The 21,603-nt window shown below is 71.1% G+C and carries 17 protein-coding genes; 8 read left to right on the top strand and 9 right to left on the bottom strand.

Features of this window, described 5'->3' with window-relative positions; translation table 11 throughout:
* Positions 1 to 26 precede the first annotated feature (26 nt).
* The 5 genes from IEY89_RS30575 to IEY89_RS30555 all read right to left on the bottom strand — a co-directional run bounded on the left by IEY89_RS30575 (position 27) and on the right by IEY89_RS30555 (position 6,410).
* Positions 27 to 1,745 carry a hypothetical protein gene (locus tag IEY89_RS30575; RefSeq protein WP_189150763.1) on the bottom strand — a complete coding sequence of 573 codons (1,719 nt, stop codon included), beginning with the start codon at positions 1,743 to 1,745 and terminating at the stop codon, positions 27 to 29.
* A 2-nt stretch (positions 1,746 to 1,747) separates the two neighbouring features.
* Positions 1,748 to 2,650: a carbohydrate ABC transporter permease gene (locus tag IEY89_RS30570; protein WP_189150762.1), complete on the bottom strand. Its 903-nt coding sequence runs from the start codon at positions 2,648 to 2,650 to the stop codon at positions 1,748 to 1,750.
* The gene (locus IEY89_RS30565) at positions 2,647 to 3,558 is read right to left on the bottom strand and encodes a carbohydrate ABC transporter permease (RefSeq protein ID WP_189150761.1); all 912 of its coding nucleotides are present in this window, start codon (positions 3,556 to 3,558) and stop codon (positions 2,647 to 2,649) included. Before IEY89_RS30565 ends, IEY89_RS30570 begins: the two co-directional genes overlap by 4 nt.
* A gap of 116 nt (positions 3,559 to 3,674) precedes the next feature.
* Positions 3,675 to 5,003, bottom strand: coding sequence for an ABC transporter substrate-binding protein (locus IEY89_RS30560; protein WP_189150760.1), 1,329 nt, complete (start codon positions 5,001 to 5,003; stop codon positions 3,675 to 3,677).
* 276 nt (positions 5,004 to 5,279) lie between these two features.
* Complete coding sequence (locus IEY89_RS30555; protein ID WP_229695486.1) at positions 5,280 to 6,410, bottom strand: ROK family transcriptional regulator; 1,131 nt, start codon at positions 6,408 to 6,410, stop codon at positions 5,280 to 5,282.
* A 328-nt stretch (positions 6,411 to 6,738) separates the two neighbouring features.
* Between IEY89_RS30555 and IEY89_RS30550 the strand changes: the two genes are divergently transcribed.
* The 5 genes from IEY89_RS30550 (at position 6,739) to IEY89_RS30530 (ending at position 13,359) form a co-directional block, all read left to right on the top strand.
* Positions 6,739 to 7,647, top strand: coding sequence for an N-acetylglucosamine kinase (locus tag IEY89_RS30550; RefSeq protein WP_189150758.1), 909 nt, complete (start codon positions 6,739 to 6,741; stop codon positions 7,645 to 7,647).
* A gap of 225 nt (positions 7,648 to 7,872) precedes the next feature.
* Positions 7,873 to 9,810, top strand: a complete 1,938-nt coding sequence (locus tag IEY89_RS30545) for a phosphatase PAP2 family protein (protein WP_189150757.1) — start codon at positions 7,873 to 7,875, stop codon at positions 9,808 to 9,810.
* A 98-nt stretch (positions 9,811 to 9,908) separates the two neighbouring features.
* Positions 9,909 to 11,675, top strand: a complete 1,767-nt coding sequence (locus tag IEY89_RS30540; protein ID WP_189150756.1) for a phospholipid carrier-dependent glycosyltransferase — start codon at positions 9,909 to 9,911, stop codon at positions 11,673 to 11,675.
* A gap of 47 nt (positions 11,676 to 11,722) precedes the next feature.
* Positions 11,723 to 12,646 (top strand): MurR/RpiR family transcriptional regulator, encoded by a 924-nt coding sequence (locus tag IEY89_RS30535; protein WP_189150815.1) that lies wholly within the window; start codon positions 11,723 to 11,725, stop codon positions 12,644 to 12,646.
* Positions 12,647 to 12,969: 323 nt separating this feature from the next.
* Positions 12,970 to 13,359, top strand: a complete 390-nt coding sequence (locus IEY89_RS30530; RefSeq protein WP_189150755.1) for a hypothetical protein — start codon at positions 12,970 to 12,972, stop codon at positions 13,357 to 13,359.
* 38 nt (positions 13,360 to 13,397) lie between these two features.
* On the opposite strand, the gene IEY89_RS30525 is transcribed toward IEY89_RS30530, so the two are convergent.
* Positions 13,398 to 14,093, bottom strand: coding sequence for a peptidoglycan-binding domain-containing protein (locus IEY89_RS30525; protein WP_189150754.1), 696 nt, complete (start codon positions 14,091 to 14,093; stop codon positions 13,398 to 13,400).
* Between the two features lie 553 nt (positions 14,094 to 14,646).
* On the opposite strand from IEY89_RS30525, the gene IEY89_RS30520 reads away from it, so the two are divergent.
* The 3 genes from IEY89_RS30520 (at position 14,647) to IEY89_RS30510 (ending at position 18,859) form a co-directional block, all read left to right on the top strand.
* Positions 14,647 to 15,366, top strand: a complete 720-nt coding sequence (locus IEY89_RS30520) for a TetR family transcriptional regulator (protein ID WP_189150814.1) — start codon at positions 14,647 to 14,649, stop codon at positions 15,364 to 15,366.
* Between the two features lie 141 nt (positions 15,367 to 15,507).
* The gene (locus IEY89_RS30515; RefSeq protein WP_189150813.1) at positions 15,508 to 15,888 is read left to right on the top strand and encodes a Zn-ribbon domain-containing OB-fold protein; all 381 of its coding nucleotides are present in this window, start codon (positions 15,508 to 15,510) and stop codon (positions 15,886 to 15,888) included.
* Positions 15,889 to 16,069: 181 nt separating this feature from the next.
* On the top strand, positions 16,070 to 18,859 hold the full coding sequence (locus tag IEY89_RS30510; protein WP_189150753.1) for an alpha/beta hydrolase: 2,790 nt from the start codon (positions 16,070 to 16,072) through the stop codon (positions 18,857 to 18,859).
* 52 nt (positions 18,860 to 18,911) lie between these two features.
* Here IEY89_RS30510 and IEY89_RS30505 read toward each other — a convergent pair whose 3' ends face one another.
* The 3 genes from IEY89_RS30505 to IEY89_RS30495 form a co-directional block, all read right to left on the bottom strand.
* The gene (locus IEY89_RS30505; RefSeq protein WP_189150752.1) at positions 18,912 to 19,304 is read right to left on the bottom strand and encodes a PPOX class F420-dependent oxidoreductase; all 393 of its coding nucleotides are present in this window, start codon (positions 19,302 to 19,304) and stop codon (positions 18,912 to 18,914) included.
* A 62-nt stretch (positions 19,305 to 19,366) separates the two neighbouring features.
* Entirely contained in the window at positions 19,367 to 20,653 is a 1,287-nt protein-coding gene (locus IEY89_RS30500) for a glucarate dehydratase family protein (protein ID WP_189150812.1), read from the bottom strand.
* Between the two features lie 20 nt (positions 20,654 to 20,673).
* Positions 20,674 to 21,582 carry a 5-dehydro-4-deoxyglucarate dehydratase gene (locus tag IEY89_RS30495; protein ID WP_189150751.1) on the bottom strand — a complete coding sequence of 303 codons (909 nt, stop codon included), beginning with the start codon at positions 21,580 to 21,582 and terminating at the stop codon, positions 20,674 to 20,676.
* Positions 21,583 to 21,603: the final 21 nt, after the last annotated feature.

The raw sequence follows: 21,603 nt of genomic DNA, 5'->3' as shown, positions 1-21,603 counted from the left end.
GGTGGCCATGGCGTGGTGCGTCGGAGTCACACGACGGGTGCGGGCCGGCGGGCGCGCAGTGCGACGGTCAGTGTGTGCGGGCCATGTCCACCGAGGTAGACGCGGTTCCCGGTCGTCGCGTCGGTGCCGCCGACCACGGTGTGGTCCTGACCCGGGTCGTAGCGCAGTAGGTCGCTGCGGTCCGGCCCGGCAAGCGGTTCGCCCGCCTCGACGCCGGCCTCGACGCGGATCTCGTCGTCACCGACGCGGTAGGTCATCGGCCCGGTCGTCAGGCACCAGCGGCCGTCGCCGATCGGTACGGCGCCCTCTGGCACGCCGCCCGGCCGGAAGGTCAGTTCGAGGGCCCAGGGGACCCGTGGTCCGCTGATGTCGATCCGCAGGTCGGCGCCGTCCTCCCGCAGGTCCACCTCGACGCGGGTCGTGTGCGAGACCTCGTCCCGAGGCCGGTCCGGGAAGGCCATCGAGGCCGAGAAGCGTCCGTCGTCCACCAGCCGGTAGACGCCGTCGTCCCGCCTCTCGTCCTTCGGGAGCGGCTGGTAGTAGGCGGCCGTGAGGGTCTGGGTGAGCCGGTACCGGTTGTCGGCGGGCCGTCGCACGTCGGCGGCGCGGAACGGGCCCAGGTCGAAGAACCCCCGCGAGAGACGGACCGCGTCGAGGACGGCGTCGCCGGCGAACAGGCGCAGGAAGGTGGGGTTGCAGGCGAGGCCCGAGCGGATGCGCCGGTGCTCGGGCACGTCGGAGCCGCCGTACACCACCGTGTGCGCGATGGCGGAGGCGCGTTGGGCGAGGCGTGCGGTGGTGAGGTACCGGTCGCGCGGAAGGGTCTCCGTGGCCGGGGCCGGCAGGGTGCGGCACAGGTCCGGGGTCAGGAGGGTCTCGGCGAGCAGGTCGGGGTCGTCGATCCCGCCGGTGGCCGCCAGCCGCGCCACCCGGGCGAAGTCGCCCCGGCCCGTGCGGATCGCGAGCAGCCGGTAGTGCGGCAGATAGGGCGCCAGGGGGAACGGGTGGTTCTGGTCCTGCCGTCGTGAGTGGACGGTCTCCACCGTGCCGTCCGGCCTGATGAGGTCCAGGGTGGTGGCGAGATTGCGTTCGACGGCGGCCAGCAGGCCGGCGCGGCCGAGCACATCGGCCAGGAGCAGCAGTGACGGGTTGGACACATGGGCCGCGTAGTTGGCGCTCCGTTCCGAGTACAGGCCCTCCGCGTCGATGTCGACGCCCTCGGCGAGCCACTCCTCGACGCGGGCGAGCAGCCGGTCGTCCGGGAACGACCGGTGCAGTCTGGCCAGCGCCGCGCACAGCTCCCAGCGGTGGTTCGGGGTGTGCACCCCACCCGTCAGGAGGCTGCCGGAGGCCGCGCCGGCGATCTCGGCGAGCGCGGCCGTGACGTCGCGCAGTTCCGGCCCCGCGCCGGCGGCGAGGACGTGCGCGTCGCACACGTCGTTGACGGTGAAGGCGGAGTCCGGCGGGGACTGCACGTTGTCGCCGCCGGCGAAGAGGCCGGTGGTGGTCTGCGCGGCCCGCAGGGCGCCGAGGTGGGACATCGCGGCGGCGACGGCCCGCTCACTGCCGTGCAGCGCCGAGTCCGGGGAACGGTATGCCGCGACCAGAGTCCTCACCCGGCGTGCCAGAACACGGTGGGTCGCACCGGCGGGTTCCTCGTCCGGGCGGGCCGCCAGTGGGGCGGCCCGCCGGTAGGCGGCGCGGGCCGCCGACCGGACGAACTCGTGGTCGAGCGGGGTGGGCAAGGTCAGTCCTTCAGTCCGGCGTTGATGTCGGCGTTCATGACGTAACGCTGGAACACCAGGAAGACGACGATCAGCGGAATCATGGAGATGACCGATCCGCCGAGCAGCACCGACCAGTTGATGTTCTGCGCCCCGACGAGGCTCTGGATGCCGATCTGCACGGTGAACTTGTCGGGGTCGTTGAGCATCAGCAGCGGCCAGATGTAGTCGTTCCACCGCCACTGGAACGACAGGATGGCGAGCGTCAGCGCGATGGGCCGGGAGAGCGGCACCATGATCCGCAGGAAGATCGACAGCTCCTTGGCGCCGTCGATGCGGGCGGCCTCGATGAGCTCGTCGGGGACCGTCAGGAAGAACTGGCGGAACATGAAGCACCCGGTCGCGGTGAGCAGAGCCGGGAGGATGATGCCGGTGAGCGAGTTGTAGAAGCCGAGGTCGCGGACCACCAGGAACAGCGGGGCGAGCATGACCTCGGCCGGCAGCATCGTGGTGGCCAGGATGCAGAGGAAGAAGGCCTTGAGCCATTTGTTGTCGTACTTGGCCAGCGCGTACCCGGTGCAGCAGCTGACTCCCACCGTGAGGATCGTCGCGATCAGACACACGAGGGTCGTGTTGATGAAGTACTGGGCGAAGTTGGCGCTTGCCCACGCCGCCTTGTAACCCGACACGGTGGGGTTCTCCGGGAACACCGTCAGCGGAAGGGAGAACAGGTCTCCCGCCGGCTTGAAGGAGCTGAGGACGAACCACAGCACCGGAATCCCGTAGAGGCCCGCCAGGACCCACAGCAGAGTCGTCGGGGCGATCGCGCGCCGAAGCCCGCCGGTTGCCGAGCCGCCGTTCCTCTTCTTGGAGACGGCCCGTACGGAGTCGGCGTCGACCTTGCGCGGCATGTCTGTGGTTGTCATCGGTTCTCCACCCGCCGGTTGACCATCATCTGGATGACCGCGACGCCCATCAGGATGAGCATGAGCACGAACGACGCGGCGCTCGCGTAGCCGATCTGGCCTGCCTTGAACCCCGTCTGGTAGATGTACTGGACAAGCAGGTTGTTCGACGTTCCGGGTCCGCCGCTGTTGAGGGAGGCGAACACCGCGTATTCCTTCATCGCGTGGATCGTGTTGAGCAGGATGACGATGAAGGAGGTGGGCGCGATGCTCGGCAGGGTGATGCTGATGAACTGGCGCCACGGACCGGCGCCGTCGAGCGAGGCCGCTTCGTAGTACGACGTCGGTACGTTCTTGATCGCCGCGATGAACAGCAGCATGGAGAAGCCCGTCCAGGCCCAGGACGCCGCCACCACGACCACGATCAGTGACAGGTCCGCGTTCGACTGCCACGGAACGGCGCTTCCGCCGACCTTCTCGATGAGGTAGTTGACCAGTCCGAAGTTCTCACCGAACAGCCATCGCCACAGGACACCCACGATGATGGGCGACAGAAGCCACGGGATGAAGAAGAAGATGCGGGCGACCGACGCGCCCTTGGCGTGCTTGCTCACCAGCACGTTGGCGATGAGCAGCGACAGCACGAAGTTCAGCGGGACGAAGAGCACGGTGTACAGCAGCGTGCGGGTCATCGCGTCGTAGAAGGTCGAGTCCCCGAGCAGCTTCTGGTAGTTGTCCAGTCCGACGAACTGGAACGACCCGATGCCCGTGTAGTCCGTGAAGGAGTAAACGAGCCCGATCACCGCCGGCCAGACGAAGAACAGCGCGAAGAGCACGACATTGGCCGCGATCAGGACGAGCGGCGCGAGGGTGTACTTACTGCGGCTCCTGGGCGGGCTCACGGACACGTCCGAGGCTCGTTTTGTCATCTTCCTGACTCCGTGCTGGTGGATGGGATTGCGGTGGGCTCACGCCATGAGCCCGGCATCACGCAAACGTCCAGGTCCGGGCGGCGGTGGCTCGTACCGCCGCCCGGACCTGGGGCCTACGACGCGCCGCCGACCTGCTGGTTGTAGCCGGCCACGATGTTCTCCAGGGCCTTGTCGGCCGACTGCTGACCGTTGATCGCCTTGCCGATCTCCGTCTTGGTCGGGTCCTCGGTGAGGCTCTTGCCCTTCAGCGCCCAGTTCGTCTGCGCGACGTTGAAGTAGCCGGAGATGGGGGCATAGAGCGGGATCGACTCGTTGTAGAGCTTGAACGCCGCCTGCGCCGCCTCGGACTTGAAGGGGTACGTCGGGTTCAGACCGCTCTCGACCGGCAGGAACCCGGACGCCTCGCACAGCGCCTTGTAGTGCTCGGGCTCGTACAGCCAGGAGATGAACTTGTTCGCGGCGGTGGCCGCGTCGCTGTTGTTGTTGAAGCCCACGACCATGCCGCCGCTGTTGACGTCGCTGGCCTGCACCGGCTCGGCGGGGGTCGGGACGCTCGCCCACTCGAACTTCGTGACGCTCTCCGCGAAGGAGGCGACCTGCCACACACCGGACCAGTAGGCGACGACGTCACCGCTCTGGAACATGGCCGACGGGTCGGCGCCGCTGGTCCACACCGACTTCGGCATGGTCTTGTCGTCGTTCCATCCGACGAAGGTGTTCACGGCCTTCTTGGTCGCCTCGTCCGCCGAGAACTTGCCGGAGGAGTCGGCGTGCATGTACTGCCCGCCCATCTCGTACACCATGGCGCGGAGTCTGGACGGCGACTGGTCGAACGTCAGGGAGTACTTGGCCTTGGTCTTCTCCCGGACCTCGTCCGCCGCCTTGATGAACTCGGTCCAGGTCCAGGTCTTGGAGGGCGAGGTCGGGTAGGAGACGCCGGCCTTCTCGAAGAGCGACTTGTTGATGAACATGCCGGACGCGGTGACGTCCGAGGGGATGGACAGCACCTTCCCGGACGAGTCCTTGGCGACGAAGTTGGCGTTGATCTTGTTGGTCTTGTTGTTGGCGATGGAGCCGAGGTCGAGCAGCTTGTTCGACCAGATCGGGTCGATCTTCGGCACCGCCGCCACGTCGGGCAGGGAACTCGCCTGCGCGGCGTTGCGCAGCTTCGCGTCGTAGCCGTCGTAGGGGATGTTGACGAGCTTGACGTCGACGCCGGTTTCCTTCTTGTACTCCGCCACCGACTTCTTCCAGCCCGCGTCCTGCCCCGGAACCGTGGAGATCCAGAACGTCAGCGACTTGGACGTGCCGCCCGAGTCGGAGCCCCCTCCGCAGGCGGAGAGCAGCAGGGCACCTGCCGAGGCAACGGCAGCGAGGGGAACCAGGCGGCGCATACCGCCGCGGCCGAGTCGGCTGGAGCGCCGCACACCCACAGTGGTCATCTTCGATCCCTTTTTTTCGGTAGGGGACAGAGCACGGCGCCGACCGAGGCGGCACGGGTGCAGTTTGCAGGAAAGGGTGCTTTCCGGGGGCGCAGCCTCGCCCGGCCGCGTCGTCCACGCGGGGCGGGATCCCCGGCCGTTCTGGCCGTCACCGCACGGGCACGCCCTCGTGCGGTTGCCGTACGTCGAGTACGGGCGGGAGGCTCGCCCCAAGCCGGCGTCCCGGCCGACTTAGAAAGCGCTTGTCCGGACATTGGCAGACCGAGTCCGAACCCGTCAATCCTTCGTCCGCGCCACCTCGGTCACGGTTTGGACTCCTCTGACGACCGCGAGCCTGGCCGCGCCCACCACGGTGCCGAGATCGCCGACCTGGCTGCTGACCACCTCGGTGGGCCAGCTCAGCCGCTCCAGCTCGGCCCGCACGCCGGGCAGGAGCTGCGGAAACGCGCCGGTGCTGCCGCCCAGGACGAGCAGCCCGGGGTCCAGTACGGCGGTCACCGCGGCGGCCAGCCGGCCCACGTCCACGGCATGCCGGTCGACGATCGCGCGGGCCGTGGCGCCGCCCTGTCCGGCCAGCGCGAACAGCCGTTCGGCGGTGCGGGGGCACGAACCGTCGGATTCCGGCCAGGCCTCGGCGGCCCGGCGCAGCAGGGAGCGGGCGCCGATGTACGCCTCCAGGGCCTCGTGGCGGGGCTCCAGGCCGTCGTCCCAGGGGTAGGGCAGCCGGGCGAGCTCTCCGGCCGCCCCGTTGGCCCCGGCGAACACCTGGCCCCCCACGACGATGCCGAGACCGATACCGACACCGATCCGCAGATAGCCGAAGGTGTGCCGGCCGCGCGCCGCGCCCTCGTGCAGCTCGGCGAGCGCTGCGCAGTTGACGTTGTTCTCGAGGTGGACGGGCACCCCGGGCGGCAGCGCCACGGCCACCGCGTCGAAGACGGGTCCCGCCTTGGCGGTCGCCGGACGCACGGTGCCCTCCTCGGCGCGCGCGGTGACATCGCCCACGGCCACCACGATGGTGCGCAGCGGTGCGTCGGCGGGGAGCGCGGACAGCGCCTCGCGCACCACGTCGGCGGCCTCCTCGCGGGAGCCGGTTGCCTCGGCGAGCAGGGTGCCGTCCAGGGCGCAGCCGCGCACCCGGGTCAGGGCGGGGCCGAGGTCGACGGCGAGTACGGAGCCTGCCGCGGGACCGAGTCCGTACACGGCGGCGGAACGGCCCGTGCCCCCGGAGGCGATGCCCGAGTGGGCGGCGAGCCCGGCGCTCTCCAGCTCCGCCACGGCGGAGGACACGGTCGGCTTCGACAGGCCCGCCAGACTCGCGAGCTGCGGCCGGGTGGCCGTGCCCGCCCCGGCCAGCACGGCGAACACCGCGCTCGCGCTCTCGGTCAGGCGGGGGACCCTCGCCACGTCGTGTTCCACAGTCTCCCCAAGGTCGAGGGCCGCGCTCCCCCGGTAGGTCGATGTCGTGGGATGCGGCGATGGGATGCCCTGGTATCGCGGTCTCCCGTCGCGTTCCGGCCCGGTCGGCCACCGCCGCGGTCGAGTGCGCGATACCTCTTGACACGCACTGTACTTCGTTAGTTAACTTCCTAACGAATGTCACGGTACTCGCCTGCCGTGTCCGCTCAGAGGCCCGTCCCGGGGCTTCCCTAGCTCTTCTGTTCATCAGGTTTCCCCTGCTCCAGACACGGTTCGCCCACCGTCGCAGCCACAGCGCAACGACGAAAGAGGATCCGTGCAGGACTCTCCCTTCCCGCGCCCGCTCGTCGTGGGCATCGACGTGGGCGGCACCAAGACGCACCTGCGCGCCTCCGCCGGGGACGATCCGATCGCCGATCACGTCCGCCCGAGCAGTGGCTGGCGGCCACACGATGCGGTGGCCGCCGCCGACTGGCTGTGCGCCCTGCTCGGCGAGGCGCTGCCCGCGGGCGTCCGTCCCTCCTCGGTGGCCGTCGGCGCCCACGCCTGTGAGACGCCCCGGCAGTGCGAGGAGATCCGCTCCGTACTTCAGGAACGTCTGGACGTACCGTGCCTGGTCGTCGGCGACGCCGAACTGCTGGTCCCGGCCGCGGGGCTGGACAAGGGTGTCGGGCTGGTCGCCGGCACCGGCTCGGTGGCCGTCGGACGGCGCCCCGACGGCACTCTCGTACAGGTCGGCGGCTGGGGCGCGGTCCTCGGCGACGAAGGAGGGGCCGCCGGTCTCGTGCGCGAGGCGGCGCGGGCCGTCTGGGCCGCCCATGACCGGGGCGAGGCACCCGATCCGCTCGCCGAAGGGCTCATGTCCGCGTTCGGGGTGAGTGAAGTACCCGCGCTGGGCGCGGCGCTGGAGAGCGCCACGGATGTCTCCGCCGAGTGGGGACGGCACGCTCCCGTGGTGTTCGAGGCCGCCGCGAGTGGTTCCCGGATCGCCGGCGAGGTGATCGCCGAGGGGGGCCGTTCGCTGGCGTCGCTCGTGGTGCGGCTCGCCGGTCGTGGGGTCCCCGTCGACGACGTGGTGGTCTCGGGCGGTACGGTGCTCTCCCAACCAGCCCTGCACGACGCCCTGTTGGCGTCACTTGCCATACTCGTCCCCGGCGCCCGGCTGCGGCCGTCGCGGGTGCCGCCGGTCGAAGGGGCCGTGGCGCTGGCTCGTTCACTCGCATGACAGTTCGTGGCCGTCTCGGGGTCGCCGGACCGTGGGCATCGGTACACGCCCCGGCCGTAGATCTTCGCTCGTACGTCCCGCCCTGTGCGCTTCCTCCTCCGGAAACACACAACACGCAGGCCGCATCAACCTCATGTGCCCCATGCACCCCATGCGCACCTGGGGCACCGTCTTCCCCACGTCGTCACCCGGCCGCAGGGCCGAAGAACTCAAGAGAGGCATCGCATGCCGTCAGCAGCCGGGCCCCGCGCCACCCAGTCGGCCCGTGGCCGTGAATTCGCCGTCGACAGACGCGGGTTCCTCCGCACCTCCCTCGGTGCGTCGGCGGGTCTCCTCGCCGCGCCGACCGCCGTCAGCTGGCTGGCCGCGGCCGACGCGAAGGCCGCCACCGCGCCTCTCGCGTTCGTCGACGACTACAGCACGAACATCGTCACCAACACGACGCCCGAGACCAACGCGGTGATCCGCGCCCTCGGCGGCTTCGCCAAGGTGTGGAAGACCGGCGACGCCTGGAACACGGGCACGCCGCTGCGGCCCGAGGTCCTGCGCGCCAACATGCGATACAGCATCCGTCTCACGGGGCTGCGCACGGAGGCTCAGGCGAGGGAGGCGTTCGTCTACGACCGGCAGCACCAGAGCTACGCCATGATCAACGGGCTCGGCCCGCTGGCCGAGTTGTACCGCTCGGGCGCCAAGGCGGTCACCTCCATCACCTCCGCCCCCCACAGCATCCCGGCGAACAAGATCAACGACGCCGTCCCGGCCGACGCGCCCGCCGGCTCCGCGCTGGGCGCCGGCTCGTACGACTCGGATCTCGGCCAGGTGGCCAGGCTCGTCGACACCGTGCGCGGGGACTTCACCTCCAGCAACCCCGCCAAGTACAGCTTCCAGTACCCGCGGCCGTGGCGGATGAACGAGAACAGCCAGGTCGTCGACACCGGCGAGAAGGACGCACTCGGCTTCCCGGTCTACGACTCCGATGTCGTCGTCGTGACGCAGCTGCTGCGGCAGCGCAGCGACGTCCCGGCCGAGGACGGCGGTTTCCCCAGCGGTCACACCAACGCCTTCCATCTGGCGGCCCTGGCGTACGCGTACGCGGTCCCGGAGCGCTTCCAGGAGATCGTGACCCGCGCCTTCGAGCTGAGCCACACCCGGATCATGTCCGGCATGCACTCCACGGTCGACGTCATCGGCGGCCGGATCATGGCCACCGCGCTGGCCGCCGCCGTGCTGTACAAGCCGGAGAACACCGCGCTCAAGGCCGCCGCGCGCAAGCAGGCCGCCGAGTACTTCCAGGCCAGGACGGGCACGACGGCCGACACGCTGTTCGCCTACGCGCACTCCGACGCCCACGACAAGTACGCCGACCGGAAGAAGAACCTCGCTCTGGTCACGCCCAAGCTGACGTACGTCCTGACCCGGCAGGGCCGCTCGACGCCGCTGACCGTGCCGAAGGGCGCCGAGGTACTGCTGGAGACGCGGCTTCCCTACCTGACCGCGGCCCAGCGGCGGGCGGTGCTGCGCACGACCGCGCTGCCCTCCGGGTACGTGCTGCTCGACGGTTTCGAGCAGTGGGGGCGGCTCAACCTGTTCGCGGCGGCGGACGGCTACGGCTCCTTCGAGTCCGACGTGACCGTCAAGCTCGACAAGTCGGCCCGTGGCTTCGGTGCCGCCGACTCCTGGCGCAACGACATCGACGGCCGGGGCGGGCTGACCAAGACCGGCACCGGCACGCTCACGCTGACCGGCCAGAACAGCTACTCGGGCGGGACGATACTCAAGGCCGGCACGCTCGTCTCGGCCTCGTCCCACGCGCTGGGCCACGGCGACGTCCGTGTGCAGGGCGGGACGCTGCGGGTGACCGAGCCGGCGCAGCTGGCCGGCACGTACGTCCAGAACGCGGGAGTGCTGGCGGTCACGCTGCGCAAGGACCGTCGCAAGGAGGTCGTGACGGTGGCACGGCGCGTGCTCCTGGAGAAGGGCAGTGTCCTGTCGCTGACCCTCGACGCCAAGAACCCGCCGGCGCTGGGCAGCGTCGTCCCCGTCATCGCCGCTCCCGCGCTCCGCGGCCACTTCGACCGTGTCGTGCTGAACTCGGACAAGCTCCGCGCCGTACCGGTCTACACGTCGAAGGGTCTGTCGGTACGAATCGTGAAGCGGTAATGCACGCTGCGGGGCGGGAGCTGATGCGAGAGTAGGGCCATGGCCCGGCTGCGCATCACTCCCGCCGCCGCGCGGTCGGCGTCGCCACGGGGCGGACGATGACGCGCGACCGGAACACGGTTCTCGGCCCCGGGACTCCCCCGGACGCGGGGAGCCCGCCATACTCCGAGGCTTCGGAGGAGGTTCTCCCCGGCACCGCTCCCGCCGCGCCGGCGACCCCGACCGGACGCGCGCGACTGCTCGCCCGTCTCGGACACCACCGCCGCCTGCTGGTCCCGCTCGCCGTGACCGTCCTGCTCCTCCAGATGGCCGTGGCCATGGTCACCACGGCGGTCGAGCAGACGCCCACCATCGACGAGCCCGTGTACGTCGGCACGGCGGCCGTCTATCTCCATGAGCACAGCCTGCGCCTCAACCCCGAGCATCCGCCGCTGGGCAAGCTGATCATCGCCGCCGGGGTGGCCGCGGCCGACCCGCGCTTCGACCGGGGCTACGACGGCGGCCAGAGCCACGTGGGCCGTCATCTGCTCTACGAGTCCGGCAACGACCCCTGGCGGCTGATGCTGTGGGCACGTCTGCCGGTGATCACGCTGACACTGCTCTTCGGGCTGGTGGTGTTCGCCTTCGGCCGTGAACTCGCCGGTGCGGTGGGCGGGTTGGGGGCGCTCACCCTGTACGCGTTCTCGCCGGACATCGTCGCGCACGGTTCGCTGGCCACCCTCGACGTACCGGCGGCCGGGTTCGTGCTGACGTCGGTGTGGCTGCTGTGGCGGGCGCGGTGGCGGCCCCGGCTGTACCTGCCGCTCGCCGGAGCGGCGCTCGGGGCCGCCGTGGCCACCAAGATGAACACCCTCGCCGCCGTCCCCGTGCTGCTCCTGCTGGCCGGCCTGTCCGTGTGGCGTGGTCGGCGTACGACGGCTCCGGGAGCACGGCTGAAGCCGCTCGCGCGCGCTGCCGTGGGCGCGGCCCTGGTGGCGCTGGTCGCGGTGGCCGTCGTATGGGCCTCGTATCTCGCCGTCGATCCGCGGCTGCGCTGGACGCCGGCCTCCGGCGAGGTACCGGTCGTGCACGGGCTGCGGGGCCAACTGGCCGGCCTGCTGCCCCTTCCGGAGGTCTACCGCGACGGGACGCGTATGCAGTTCGGCCTGGAGAACGCGCACTGGGAGGGCTTTCTCTTCGGGCGGCACTACGCGGGTTCCCTCTGGTACTACCTGCCGGCCGCGCTCCTGGTGAAGACTCCGCTCGGCATACTGGCACTGTGGGCGGCGGGCACACTCGCACTCCTGACGATCCGTCAACTCCGTTTCTTCGCGCCCTACTTGCTCCTTCCGGCGGCGGTGCTGCTGGCCGCCGCCATGGACGGACAGCGGGACTTCGGGGTGCGGTACGCCATCTTCGTGCCGATGTTCGGGGCGGTGGCGGCGGTCGGTGTGCTCGCGTCGCGGCGGCGGTGGGTGCCGATCGCCGCGGCGGGGCTGCTGGCGTTCGTGGCGGTCAGTTCGCTGCGGACGTTCCCGTTCTATCTGCCGTACGCCAACGAGGCGTTCGGCTCAGCGGCGAAGACCCACGAGCGGCTGCACGACTCCAACGTCGACTGGGGCCAGGACCTGGGGCGGCTCGCCGACCGGCTGCGGGACCGGTACTCGGGGCAGCCGGTCTGGCTGGTCTACAAGGGCAGCGGCGTGCCGTCGTACTACGGGATCCACGCATCCGATCCGCGCCGCCAACCCGAACGGAAGGTGCGCGGGCTGCTGGTGGTGTCGGACTCGTCGGTCGCCAAGGCGCGGGGGCGACTGGCGCGGCTGATCCGCAGCAGCCGCGAGGTCGACGAGGTCGGCCACTCGATCACGATCTTCCGCAGGTGAACGGTGAGCTATGTTGACTCGCTGTGGGAGACGAACAAGGCACATCGGTGCCATCGCCGCAGCAGGCTCGCGCCCAGGCGTCCGCGATCACCTCGGGGAAGACGGCCCCCGAGGCGGAAGCCGCCCCGGCCTCCCGGCTGCGGGAGTTGTTCGACGGGCCCCGGCTCTCCCCCGGGCAGCGGCGCATCGCGCAGTATCTGATCGAGCACCTCACCGAGGCCGCGTTCCTGTCGATCACGGACCTCGCGGACCGGGTGGGCGTGAGCCAGCCGTCGGTGACCCGGTTCGCGGCGGCTGTCGGCTTCAGCGGCTACCCCGCGCTGCGCGAGAGGCTCCAGGCCATCGCGCTCAGCACCCTCGCGAGCGCGCCGGGCACGGCTGAGGAGAACCGGAGCAACGAACTCCAGGCGGCCGTGGACGCCGAGATCGCGAACCTGGAGAACCTGCGACGGGACTTCGCCGACCCCGACCGGGTGATCGCGGTCGGCCGGAGCCTGTCGCGCTCGACCCCGCTGACCGTGCTCGGCCTGCGCATCTCCGGCTCACTGGCCGAGTACTTCGCCTACGCCGCCCGCCGTATCCACCCCGACGTACGACTGGTGACCCGGGGCGGCAGTGTCGCCTACGACGCGCTCCTCCAGTCACGGGAGGCCGGGGGCACCTGGGTGCTGGCCTACTCGATGCCCCGGCACGCGCAGGAGACACTCACCGCGGTGCGGGTCGCCCGGCGGGCCGGGCTGCGGGTGGCCCTGATCACCGACCTGGCCCTCGGCCCGCTGGCCGACGAGGCCGACATCGCCTTCGCCACCGGCACGGGCTCCCGACTGGTGTTCGACTCGTACGCCGGGCCAGTGGTGTTGTCGGCGGCGCTGCTCCAGGCCATGACGGACGCCGATCCGGAGCGGACCCAGGGGCGCCTGGAGGAGTACGAGCAGAGCGCCGACCTGCATCAGTTCTTCCTCCGGGACTGACCCCACCACCCGCACCGTCCACACCACCCGCACCACCGGTATGCCCGTATGGGTGTTCATCCCGTTTTGTGCATGAATTTTTTCATACTTCTTGCAAACCGGACGGCATATATAAATACTGCTCACGGATCGCTTCCCGGTGGGACTCCGGGACACGTTCCACGCCTGCGCACCCGCTGCCGCCGTCTCCTACCCGCGTCGGCGCCGCGGGTGTCCGGACGGGTGCCGCCTGCGCGAACACCCGTTGCGGCCCCGGCCACCCCCTGGGCCGGGGCCGCTCGAACCCGTCGCACCACCCTGCCGACGCCGCACTCCCGGAAGCGATGACCATGCCCATGACGTCCACGATGACCACGCGGATCAGCCCGGACTGGCCCTGTCAGGTCAAGGTCCCCGGCAGCTACGACTGGGAGCGCTCGGCGGTCAAGTGGCTGCGCGAGCTGGTGCCGACGCGCTATGCGGGCTACCCGACGCTGATCCGGCACCCCGTCCTGCTGGCCCGCCACGCGCACATCCAGGTCCAGCACGAGATCCGCGTCGCCCGCACCGCCCTCCAAACGGCCCGCGCCGACCTGCCCGGCCTCGGTTTGAGCGAGTCGGTCATCGAGCACACCATCAAGATGTACGCCGCCGAGGTGCTCCAGCTCCAGCACATCGCCCGCAGCATCCGCGTGGTCACCCAGGCCCTGGTCGACGCCCACCCCGCCCGCTGAACCCGCGACACGGGCCCGCTCGGCTGCCGCACGGGCATTCAGGACGCCGTACGGGACTCCAGGTCCTTGCGCGTGTCGTCGCCGTAGACACCCGTCTCGTCGCCTCGGATGCCGTACCAGAGCTGGAAGCGGGCCACGGCCTCGGTGAGGGCGGTGTCGTAACTGCCGCTCGTGGCGCCTTCGGTGTAGACGTCCGGGATGCGCAGCAGACGTTCCTGCAGCTCGGTCACCTCGGGGCCGCTGCTCCCCTCACGAAGGGTGCCCGGGCCGTCCGGGTCGGCCGCAGCGGGCGCCGACTGGGCGGGGGCGGTGGTCGAGGTGACCGAGGGGGCCGGCCGGGCCTCCTCACCCTCGGCCCTGTCCGGGAGCAGCAGGGCCGACCCGAAGCCGACCAGGGCCGCCGCGCCGACGGCGACCACGACGGCGGCCCTGCGCAGGTTCGGGCCGAACCCGAAGCCCCGGCCGGCGGGTTCCGCCCGTTCGACACGCCGACGGCGGGACACGGGGGGCAACTCCTCCGTCGCGTCCTCGGCCCCGCGCGCGGGTCGGGGCGCTGGCCGGGGGGCGGGCCGGGGCAGGGGCACGGACTCGTAGCCCTCCGGGATCCCGGCCATCGCCTCCTCGTGCTCCCGCATGAGCTGCGCCAGTGCCTCGGTGCGGCGACGGCGCACCACGCGCGTCGGTTCCAGGGGTCGGCGGCCTTCCGGCCGGCCCGGTGCGGGCGGTGTCGACACTCTGCTCCCCTTCCCTGCCTACGGACTCCACACGAGCCGCGTACGACGATGCCGTTCGGCTCCGTGGAGTGATACGTGGTCAGGGGCCGCCAAGTTCAGTGCGGCGGGGGGAGGTTGTGGGTAGCCCGGCGTCCGTCGCCGCTCCCGCCCGGCTTGCCCCGCTCGACGAAGTGGTCGAGGTGGTCCGGGGTCGGGCGCAGCAGCCGTCGCGGACCGCGAGAGCGGTGGCCTCGGCGCGGGAGGCGGCGCCGGTCTTGCGAGCGGATGCTCGATGTGGCTGTGCACGGTCCGCGGGGACAGGAACAGTGCCCGGGCCCGACGGCGGCCCTCCTCCAGGACCCGAGCAGCTCGCCCGCGTCAAGGCACCACCCGCGCCTTGCTGTTCCCCGGGCACGCGCGAACCTCGTCAACGGGATCAAGGAGCTGCCGGTGGAGGTCACTCTCGTGTGAGCCGTCCACAGGACCCGGAGTGCACTCAGTTCCCCAGCGGTAGCGCACTGAGTGCCATCGAACCCGGTCTGATGCTAGTTTCCCGACCATGACCAAACCGCCCATGCGGGACGCCCTGGTCGCGGCGGCCTTCCAGCTTTTCCTGGAACGGGGCTACGAGCAGACCACCGTGGACGACATCGTGGCTTTGGCCGGGGTGGGGCGCCGGTCGTTCTTCCGCTACTTCCCCGCCAAGGAGGACGTGGTCTTCCCCGACCACGAGCGGTGCCTCGCCGACATGACGGCACATCTCGCCGCAAGCGCCGAGGACGCGGATCCGGTCGGAAGGGTGTGCGACGCCGCCCGTATGGTCCTGCTCATGTACGCCGAGAACCCGGCCTTCTCCGTCCAGCGCTACCGCCTCACCAAGAAGGTCCCCGGGCTGCGGGCGTCCGAACTGTCGGTGGTCTGGCGGTACCAGCGCGCCCTGGCCGCGTATCTGCGCGGGCGGTTCGCCGACCGGCCCGACGGGACACTCCAGGCCGACGTGATCGCGGCGGCGGTCGTCGCGGCCCACAACAACGCCCTGCGCTCCTGGCTGCGTTCGGACGGACAGGGCGACGCGACCACTGCGGTGGACCACGCCCTGGACCTGGTGAAGGCCACGTTCGGCACCCCGCCCACGCCCCTGGACCGGGACGAACCCGGCCCCGGCCCCGGACCCGGGTCAGAGTCCGAGTCCGCGTCCGAGGACGTGGTGATCGTGGTCTCGCGGCGCGGGGTGCCGATGTGGCGGGTCGTCCAGGAGATCGAGTCCGCGCTCACCACCCGCCCTCAGAATTGAGGGTACGCAGTACCTTTACGCATGACACTGAGTGCCATAGCCTGAGGCCGTGCACGGTGGCACGGCGAACCGCGCACTTCGGATTCAGGCCGAGCGCAGGGAGATGACACCGTGTACCACTCACTAGGCGCCACGCGTCCTATGACCGTCGGTTCCGCCACGGGCCTGCTCGACGCCCCCGCCGACACGAACACCCTTGTCTTCCAGCGCTGCGGCTGGTGCGCCAGCGCCATGTACCACCGGTTGCTCTGCCCCGTCTGCGCGGGCAGCGACCTGCGCACGGAGCGCAGCGCGGGCACGGGCACGGTCCGGCACGCCACGGTGGTCAACCGGAACACGCCGGGTGCGCGCAATGTGTCGCTGGTCGAGATGGCCGAGGGCTTCGTCGTCCGCGGCCGGGTGATGGGCCCGGCCGCCGGCATTCACAGCGGGGACCGGGTCCGGCTGTCGACGGCGAAGGACCCGGTGCGCGGCGAGCCGGTGTTCCAGCTGCTCGACGAGCCGTACCGCGCCTGGATCTGACACACCGTCAACTCCCCGCGTATGGACGCGACACGCGGTCCCCGCTTCCCCGACCGCCCCGTTGCGCACCCCCGTTGATTCTCCTCCACAGGCAACCCACAGGTCCTTGATCCCGTCCTTCGGGGCGAGAGGGGCCGTCGGGGATCCGGGGCTCCTGAGCAAGGCCAGGAGGAGGAGACCGTTGCTACGTGCGCGGCGAATATGGGTCACCGCTGCGGCGGTGATCGCGGTGGTGGGGGGATCGCCGGGATGGGCGCAGGCACAGCAGCCGGCCCGGTCGCAGGTCGCGGCCGAACAACTGCCCCCGGGCTGGACGTTCACCGGTGACGGAGCGCAGCGGCAGCTCGTCTGGCGCTCCGGCAGACCGGTACCGATGGGTGACGCGCGTGTCGAGTTCTACGCGGGTGACCGGCTGCTCGGCCGGCCCCTGGCGGCGAAGGACGGCCGGACGTTCCGCCTTCCGCTGGAAGAGGCCCTGAAGGCGGGCGGCCTCAAGGGTGCCAAGGCGTTCGAGGATCTCCAAGTACACGCCGGTGGACGCCGGTTGGACGCTGCGGGGCTCGCGGCGGTCCCGGACGGGCACCGCGCGCCGGTCGCTCCGCCCGCCCCGGCGCCGGCCAATCCCGTCGACCCCGGCAAGCCGGGCTCGTTCCGTACGGTCTCGGGCGAGTACACACTCGACTCGGTGAAACTTCCCGGGATGCCCGTGCCGGTGGAGATGAAGGCCGTGGTGGTCGCCCCGACCGGGGCCACCGGCCGCAGGCCGCTGGCGCTGTTCCTGCACGGACGCCACTCCACCTGCTACAAGCCCGGCAGCGACAACGTCAGCGGCGAGTGGCCCTGCCCGGCCGGCGAGAAGCAGATCCCGAGCTACCGGGGCTATCTGCGCGACCAGAAACTCCTGGCGTCCCAGGGCTATGTGACGGTGTCGATCTCCGCCAACGGCATCAACGCCCAGGACGGCGTGATCGAGGACGCCGGGGCCCAGGCCCGCTCCTCCCTCGTCCGGCAGCATCTCGCCCGCTGGGCCGGCTGGGCGGCGAACCGCCCCTCCGCGCCGGCGATCGTCCGTACCGCGCCGACGGCAGACCTCTCACGGGTGCTGCTGGTCGGCCACTCACGGGGCGGCGAGGGCGTCAACCGCGCCGCGATGGACAGCCTGTACCGGCCGCCGGCCGACCAGGACGGGTATGGCGGCCCGGTGCGCTGGAACATCCGGGGCACCGTCCTCATCGGCCCGACGATCTTCGGACAGAACCCGGTCGCCGATGTGCCGTCGCTGACGATTCTGCCCGGCTGCGACGGCGATGTGTCCGATCTCCAGGGCGAGTTGGCGGTCGACGGCACCCGCGGGATCAGCCGCGGCGCCGCGCTGCACAGCGCGGTCTACATGGTCGGCGCCAACCACAACTACTTCAACACCGAGTGGACGCCGGGCCAGGCGCAGGCACCGGCGGACGACGACTTCTGGTCGGACCCGGAGGACCGGGACCCGGTGTGCGACGTGGGCACCAGGACCCGGCTGACCGCCGACCAGCAGCACAAGGCGGGCGCCTCCTACGTCGCGGCGGCGGCCCGGCTGTTCGTCGCGGGCGACGACCGGGTACGTCCGCTGCTCGACGGCTCCGGCAAGCGGGCGCCGTCCGCCGACCCGGCGCGGGTCCTCGCGCACGCGGTGGGCGGGAACCGTTCGGCCGGCATCCTGCCGGACGGTGCGGTGACCGTGCAGGGCGCCGGTGGACGTCTGTGCTCGGCCGTGGACGACCGTCCTTCGGTCAGGTGTCTGGCCGCTGACGCCGGCCAGTCCCCGCACTTCGCGGGCTGGGTCACGGAGCGGGAGGTGGGTCGCCGGGCGGTCGCCGTCAAGTGGTCGCAGCCCGGTACCGCGGTGCGGGTGAACCCCGGGCGACCGGTGTCCCTCGGCGGCGCCAAGGCCCTCGCCCTGCGCGTCATCGTGCCGCCCAACACATCCGGAACCCAGCTGGACGTGTCCGTCACGGACAGCGCCGGCAAGCGCGCCACGCTCGGCCGGGTCCGCGTGGACGGGTTGCCCGGAAGCGCGCGGACGGCCTCGTACTGGGCGCGGGAGGTCCGCGTACCGCTGTCCGCCGCCGCCCGGGCCGGGCTCGACCTGCGCAAGGTGCGCAGCGTGGAGCTGACTCCGCGCAGCCGTGCGGGGCAGGCCTGGCTGATCGACACCTGGGGCTGGCGCCCCGGCACCCCCGTGGTGCGCCCGGCCACGCTGCCGCGCGTCGACCTCGGACGGCTGACCGTCAAGGAGGGCGACTTTGGAACCCGTACCTACCGCGTGCCGGTCCGGATCGCCGGGCAGGGTGGCGGCACGGTCCGGCTCTACGTCCAGAATCCCGGGACGGACACGATGACCAGCCGACTGGTCACGGTGCGCCCGGGCGAGCAGAGCATCGACGTGGCGGTGGCGGTGAAGGGGGACACGCTGTACGACTACGACGTCTGGCGCAGCGTGTTCGTGAAGGCGGTGCGCGGTGCGGTCGTCGGCTCGTACAGCGGTGGGGTGACCGTCGAGAACGACGACCCCCGGCCCACGGTCACCGTCACCCCCGTCGCGGACCGGGTCACCGAGGGGCAGCGGCTGACCTGGCGCGCGACACTGTCGGCGCCCTCCGGCACCGAGCTGTACTCGGTTCTGGAGGTGCTGCCGGTGACCGGCGGAGCCGAACTGTCCACCACGGACGTCGACCCGGCGTGGCTGGAGGACGTATCCGGTGAGTCGCCGCTGCCGGAACGGCCGTTGTCACAGGTGGAGGGGATCTATCTGTATGTCTCCATTCCACCGGGCCAGTTGACCGGGGACCTGAGCGTGCGGACAGTCACGGACACGGTGGCGGAGCCGGAGGAGTCGGTGCGGCTGCGGGTGGCCGACTTCGACGAGGAGACGGGCGAGCCGGTGCCTGGGCCCGAGTTCCTGGGGACGCTGCTGGACGCGTCGTAGGAGTGCGTGTCCGAAGGTGGGACCGCTGCCTCTGCCGGGCGCGGTCCCACCTTCAGCTTTTTCCGAGAGTGATCCGGATCCCGACCGTGCCCGTCTTCCCACGCCGCAGGCGGCTGCCGAACAGGGTGAGACGGCCCAGCACTCCGTACTTGCGGGCGAGGAGCTGCCGGTAGACGTCGGTGGCGGGCTGGTCGAGGATCTCGGCGGTGCCGGGTACCGATTCACCGGTCGGGTTGCCGCGGACGTCGCAGGGGCCGACGAGGACGTCGGCCCGGTTGCGGATCCGCTTCACCTTCCAGGCGTCCGCCGCCGACCAGGCACCGAGCGCGTCACCGTCCCGCACCACCCAGACCGGAGTGGCGACGGGCGTGCCGTTTCTGCGGTAGCTGGTGATCAGCAGGTACTTGCCCGCGCCGAGCCGGTCGAGGGTGCTGGTGTCGTCCATGGGCCGGAGTCTAGGCGCCGGGACTTTGCCCGACGCCCGGCCCCCTCCCTCCTTGCCCGTCCTCACCAGCGCGGAAGCCGCCGCTCGAACTCCGGGCGGATCCGCCGCATGTAGCCGGTGTCGTCACGGTCCCGGATCCCGGAGTCGAGGTAGCGGCGGTGGGCCCGGTCGAGGGCGTCGGGGTCGAGGGCGACGCCCAGGCCGGGGCCGGTCGGCACCTTCACCGCGCCGTCGCGGACCTCGATGACGCCGGGGACGATGACGTCGTCGGCCGAGTTCCACGGGTAGTGCGTGTCGCAGGAGTGCGCGAGGTGGGGAATGGCGGCGCCGACGTGGGCCATCGCGGCGAGACTGATACCCAGGTGCGAGTTGGAGTGCATGGACAGCTCGATGCCGAACGCCTCGCAGACGGCGGCGAGTTCCCGGGTCCGGCGCAGTCCGCCCCAGTAGTGGTGGTCGGTGAGGAGGACCTGGATCGCGTTCTGTTCGACGGCGGGGCGCAGATGTTCCCAGGCGATCACGCACATGTTGGTGGCGAGAGGCATCGGCGCGTCCTTCGCGACCTCGGCCATACCGGGGATGGTGGCGGTCGGGTCCTCCAAGTACTCGATGACGCCGTCGAGTTCACGGGCGACCTGCTTCGAGGTCTCCACCGTCCAGGCGGTGTTGGGGTCCAGGCGCAGGGCCTGCCCGGGGAACGCCTCAGCGAGGGCGTTCATCGCGGCGATCTCCTCGTCGGGCGGGAAGACACCGCCCTTGAGCTTGAACGAGGTGAACCCGTACCGCTGTTGCATCAGGCGGGCCTGTTCGACGACCCCGGCCGGGTCGAGGGCCTCGCCCCATGCGTCGCCGATGGCCTCACGGCCGTCGAGGGCGGGGTGTTCGGCCCACTTGTAGAAGAGGTACGCGGCGAACGGCACAGCGTCCCGGACCCTGCCGCCGAGCAGGTCGCTGACCGGGCGGCCGAGCAGCTTTCCCTGGGCGTCGAGACAGGCCACCTCGATGGCCGAGGTGGCCCAGCCGCGGTCGTGGGACCGGGGCACCGTCGGCGACAGGACGGCATCGATCGCGGCGGCGACGGCTGTCGTGTCGAAGACGTCCATGCCGACGACGACCTTCGCGGCCTCCTGGAGCCGGGTGAGGCGGACGCTGCCTCCGGGTGACTCGCCGAGGCCCACCGTGCCGTCCTCCAGGACGAGTTGGAGGATGCAGCGCAGGGCGAGCGGCTGGTGCACCCCGTCGGCGTTGAGCAGCGGCGGGTCGCCGAACGCGATGGGGGTGACGACGAGTTCGCGGATCCGGGTGCCGACTCCGGTGCCAGTCACGTTCGTACTCCTGTCGTCGTTCATGCCGCGGCTCTTGCTGCCGGTCATGCGCGGACCGCCTCCAGACCGTTGTCGATGAGTTTCGCCAGCCGGGCCACGTGCTCCGGCGTCGGGTCGAGCAGGGGTGCCCGGACGCCGCCGACGTCCAGGCCCCGGAGGGTGACGCCGGCCTTGACCAGCGACACCGCGTATCCCGGTACCTCGTCGCGGAGTTCGACGAGCGGGCAGTAGAACTCGTCTAGGAGCTTCGTGACCAGGGCCTCGTCGCCCTCCCCCAGCGCCCGGTGGAACGCGGTGGCGATCTCCGGGGCGAAGGCGAACACGGCGGACGAGTACAGGCCGACGCCGATGCCCCGGTAGGCGGCGGCCGTCATCTCGGCGGTCGGCAGCCCGTTGAAGAAGGCGAAGTCCTCGCCGCCGGGCCGCGCCCGTACGGTGCGCACGATGCGGTGCATGCGTTCGAGGTCGCCGATGCCGTCCTTGAGGCCGACGACCCCGGGCAGGGCGGCGATCTCGGCGGCCGTTGCCTCGGTGAGGCGTGCGGTGCCGCGCTGGTAGAAGATCACCGGCAGTCCGGCGGCCGACGTCACCTCACGCGCGTACCGCACGAGCCCCTGCTGCGGTGCGGTCACCAGGTACGGCGGCAGCAGCAGGATGCCGTCGGCGCCGGCCTCCCGGACACGGGCGGCCTGGTCGACGGCGACGGGCACCGGACCGCCCGCGGCGGCCAGGACGGGGACGCGACCGGCCGTCGTGGTGACCGCGATCCTGGTCGCGTCCCCGATCTCGGCGGGTGTCAGCGCGTGGAACTCGCCGGTGCCGCACGCGACGAACACCCCGCCGGCTCCGGCGGTGACCCCGGCCTCGATGTGCTGTGCGAGGCGTTCCCCGTCCAGCGAGCCGTCCGCCCCGAAGGGCGTGACCGGAAAGAAGAGCACTCCTTGGAACTTCATGTCTCCCTCAAACGTGGGGGG

It is taken from the genome of Streptomyces lacrimifluminis (genome assembly GCF_014646095.1).
GTDB lineage: Bacteria > Actinomycetota > Actinomycetes > Streptomycetales > Streptomycetaceae > Streptomyces > Streptomyces lacrimifluminis.
This window is presented reverse-complemented; position numbering and strand designations above follow the sequence as displayed.

Excerpts from the sequence above, each read along its gene's own strand:
- IEY89_RS30505 (WP_189150752.1), bottom strand. The coding sequence starts at position 19,304 with ATGGACGACACCAGCACCCTCGACCGGCTCGGCGCGGGCAAGTACCTG.
- IEY89_RS30530 (WP_189150755.1), top strand. The coding sequence starts at position 12,970 with ATGACCATGCCCATGACGTCCACGATGACCACGCGGATCAGCCCGGAC.
- IEY89_RS30540 (WP_189150756.1), top strand. The coding sequence starts at position 9,909 with ATGACGCGCGACCGGAACACGGTTCTCGGCCCCGGGACTCCCCCGGAC.
- IEY89_RS30495 (WP_189150751.1), bottom strand. The coding sequence starts at position 21,582 with ATGAAGTTCCAAGGAGTGCTCTTCTTTCCGGTCACGCCCTTCGGGGCG.
- IEY89_RS30520 (WP_189150814.1), top strand. The coding sequence starts at position 14,647 with ATGCGGGACGCCCTGGTCGCGGCGGCCTTCCAGCTTTTCCTGGAACGG.
- IEY89_RS30560 (WP_189150760.1), bottom strand. The coding sequence starts at position 5,003 with ATGACCACTGTGGGTGTGCGGCGCTCCAGCCGACTCGGCCGCGGCGGT.
- IEY89_RS30565 (WP_189150761.1), bottom strand. The coding sequence starts at position 3,558 with ATGACAAAACGAGCCTCGGACGTGTCCGTGAGCCCGCCCAGGAGCCGC.
- IEY89_RS30545 (WP_189150757.1), top strand. The coding sequence starts at position 7,873 with ATGCCGTCAGCAGCCGGGCCCCGCGCCACCCAGTCGGCCCGTGGCCGT.
- IEY89_RS30500 (WP_189150812.1), bottom strand. The coding sequence starts at position 20,653 with ATGAACGACGACAGGAGTACGAACGTGACTGGCACCGGAGTCGGCACC.
- IEY89_RS30515 (WP_189150813.1), top strand. The coding sequence starts at position 15,508 with ATGACCGTCGGTTCCGCCACGGGCCTGCTCGACGCCCCCGCCGACACG.
- IEY89_RS30570 (WP_189150762.1), bottom strand. The coding sequence starts at position 2,650 with ATGACAACCACAGACATGCCGCGCAAGGTCGACGCCGACTCCGTACGG.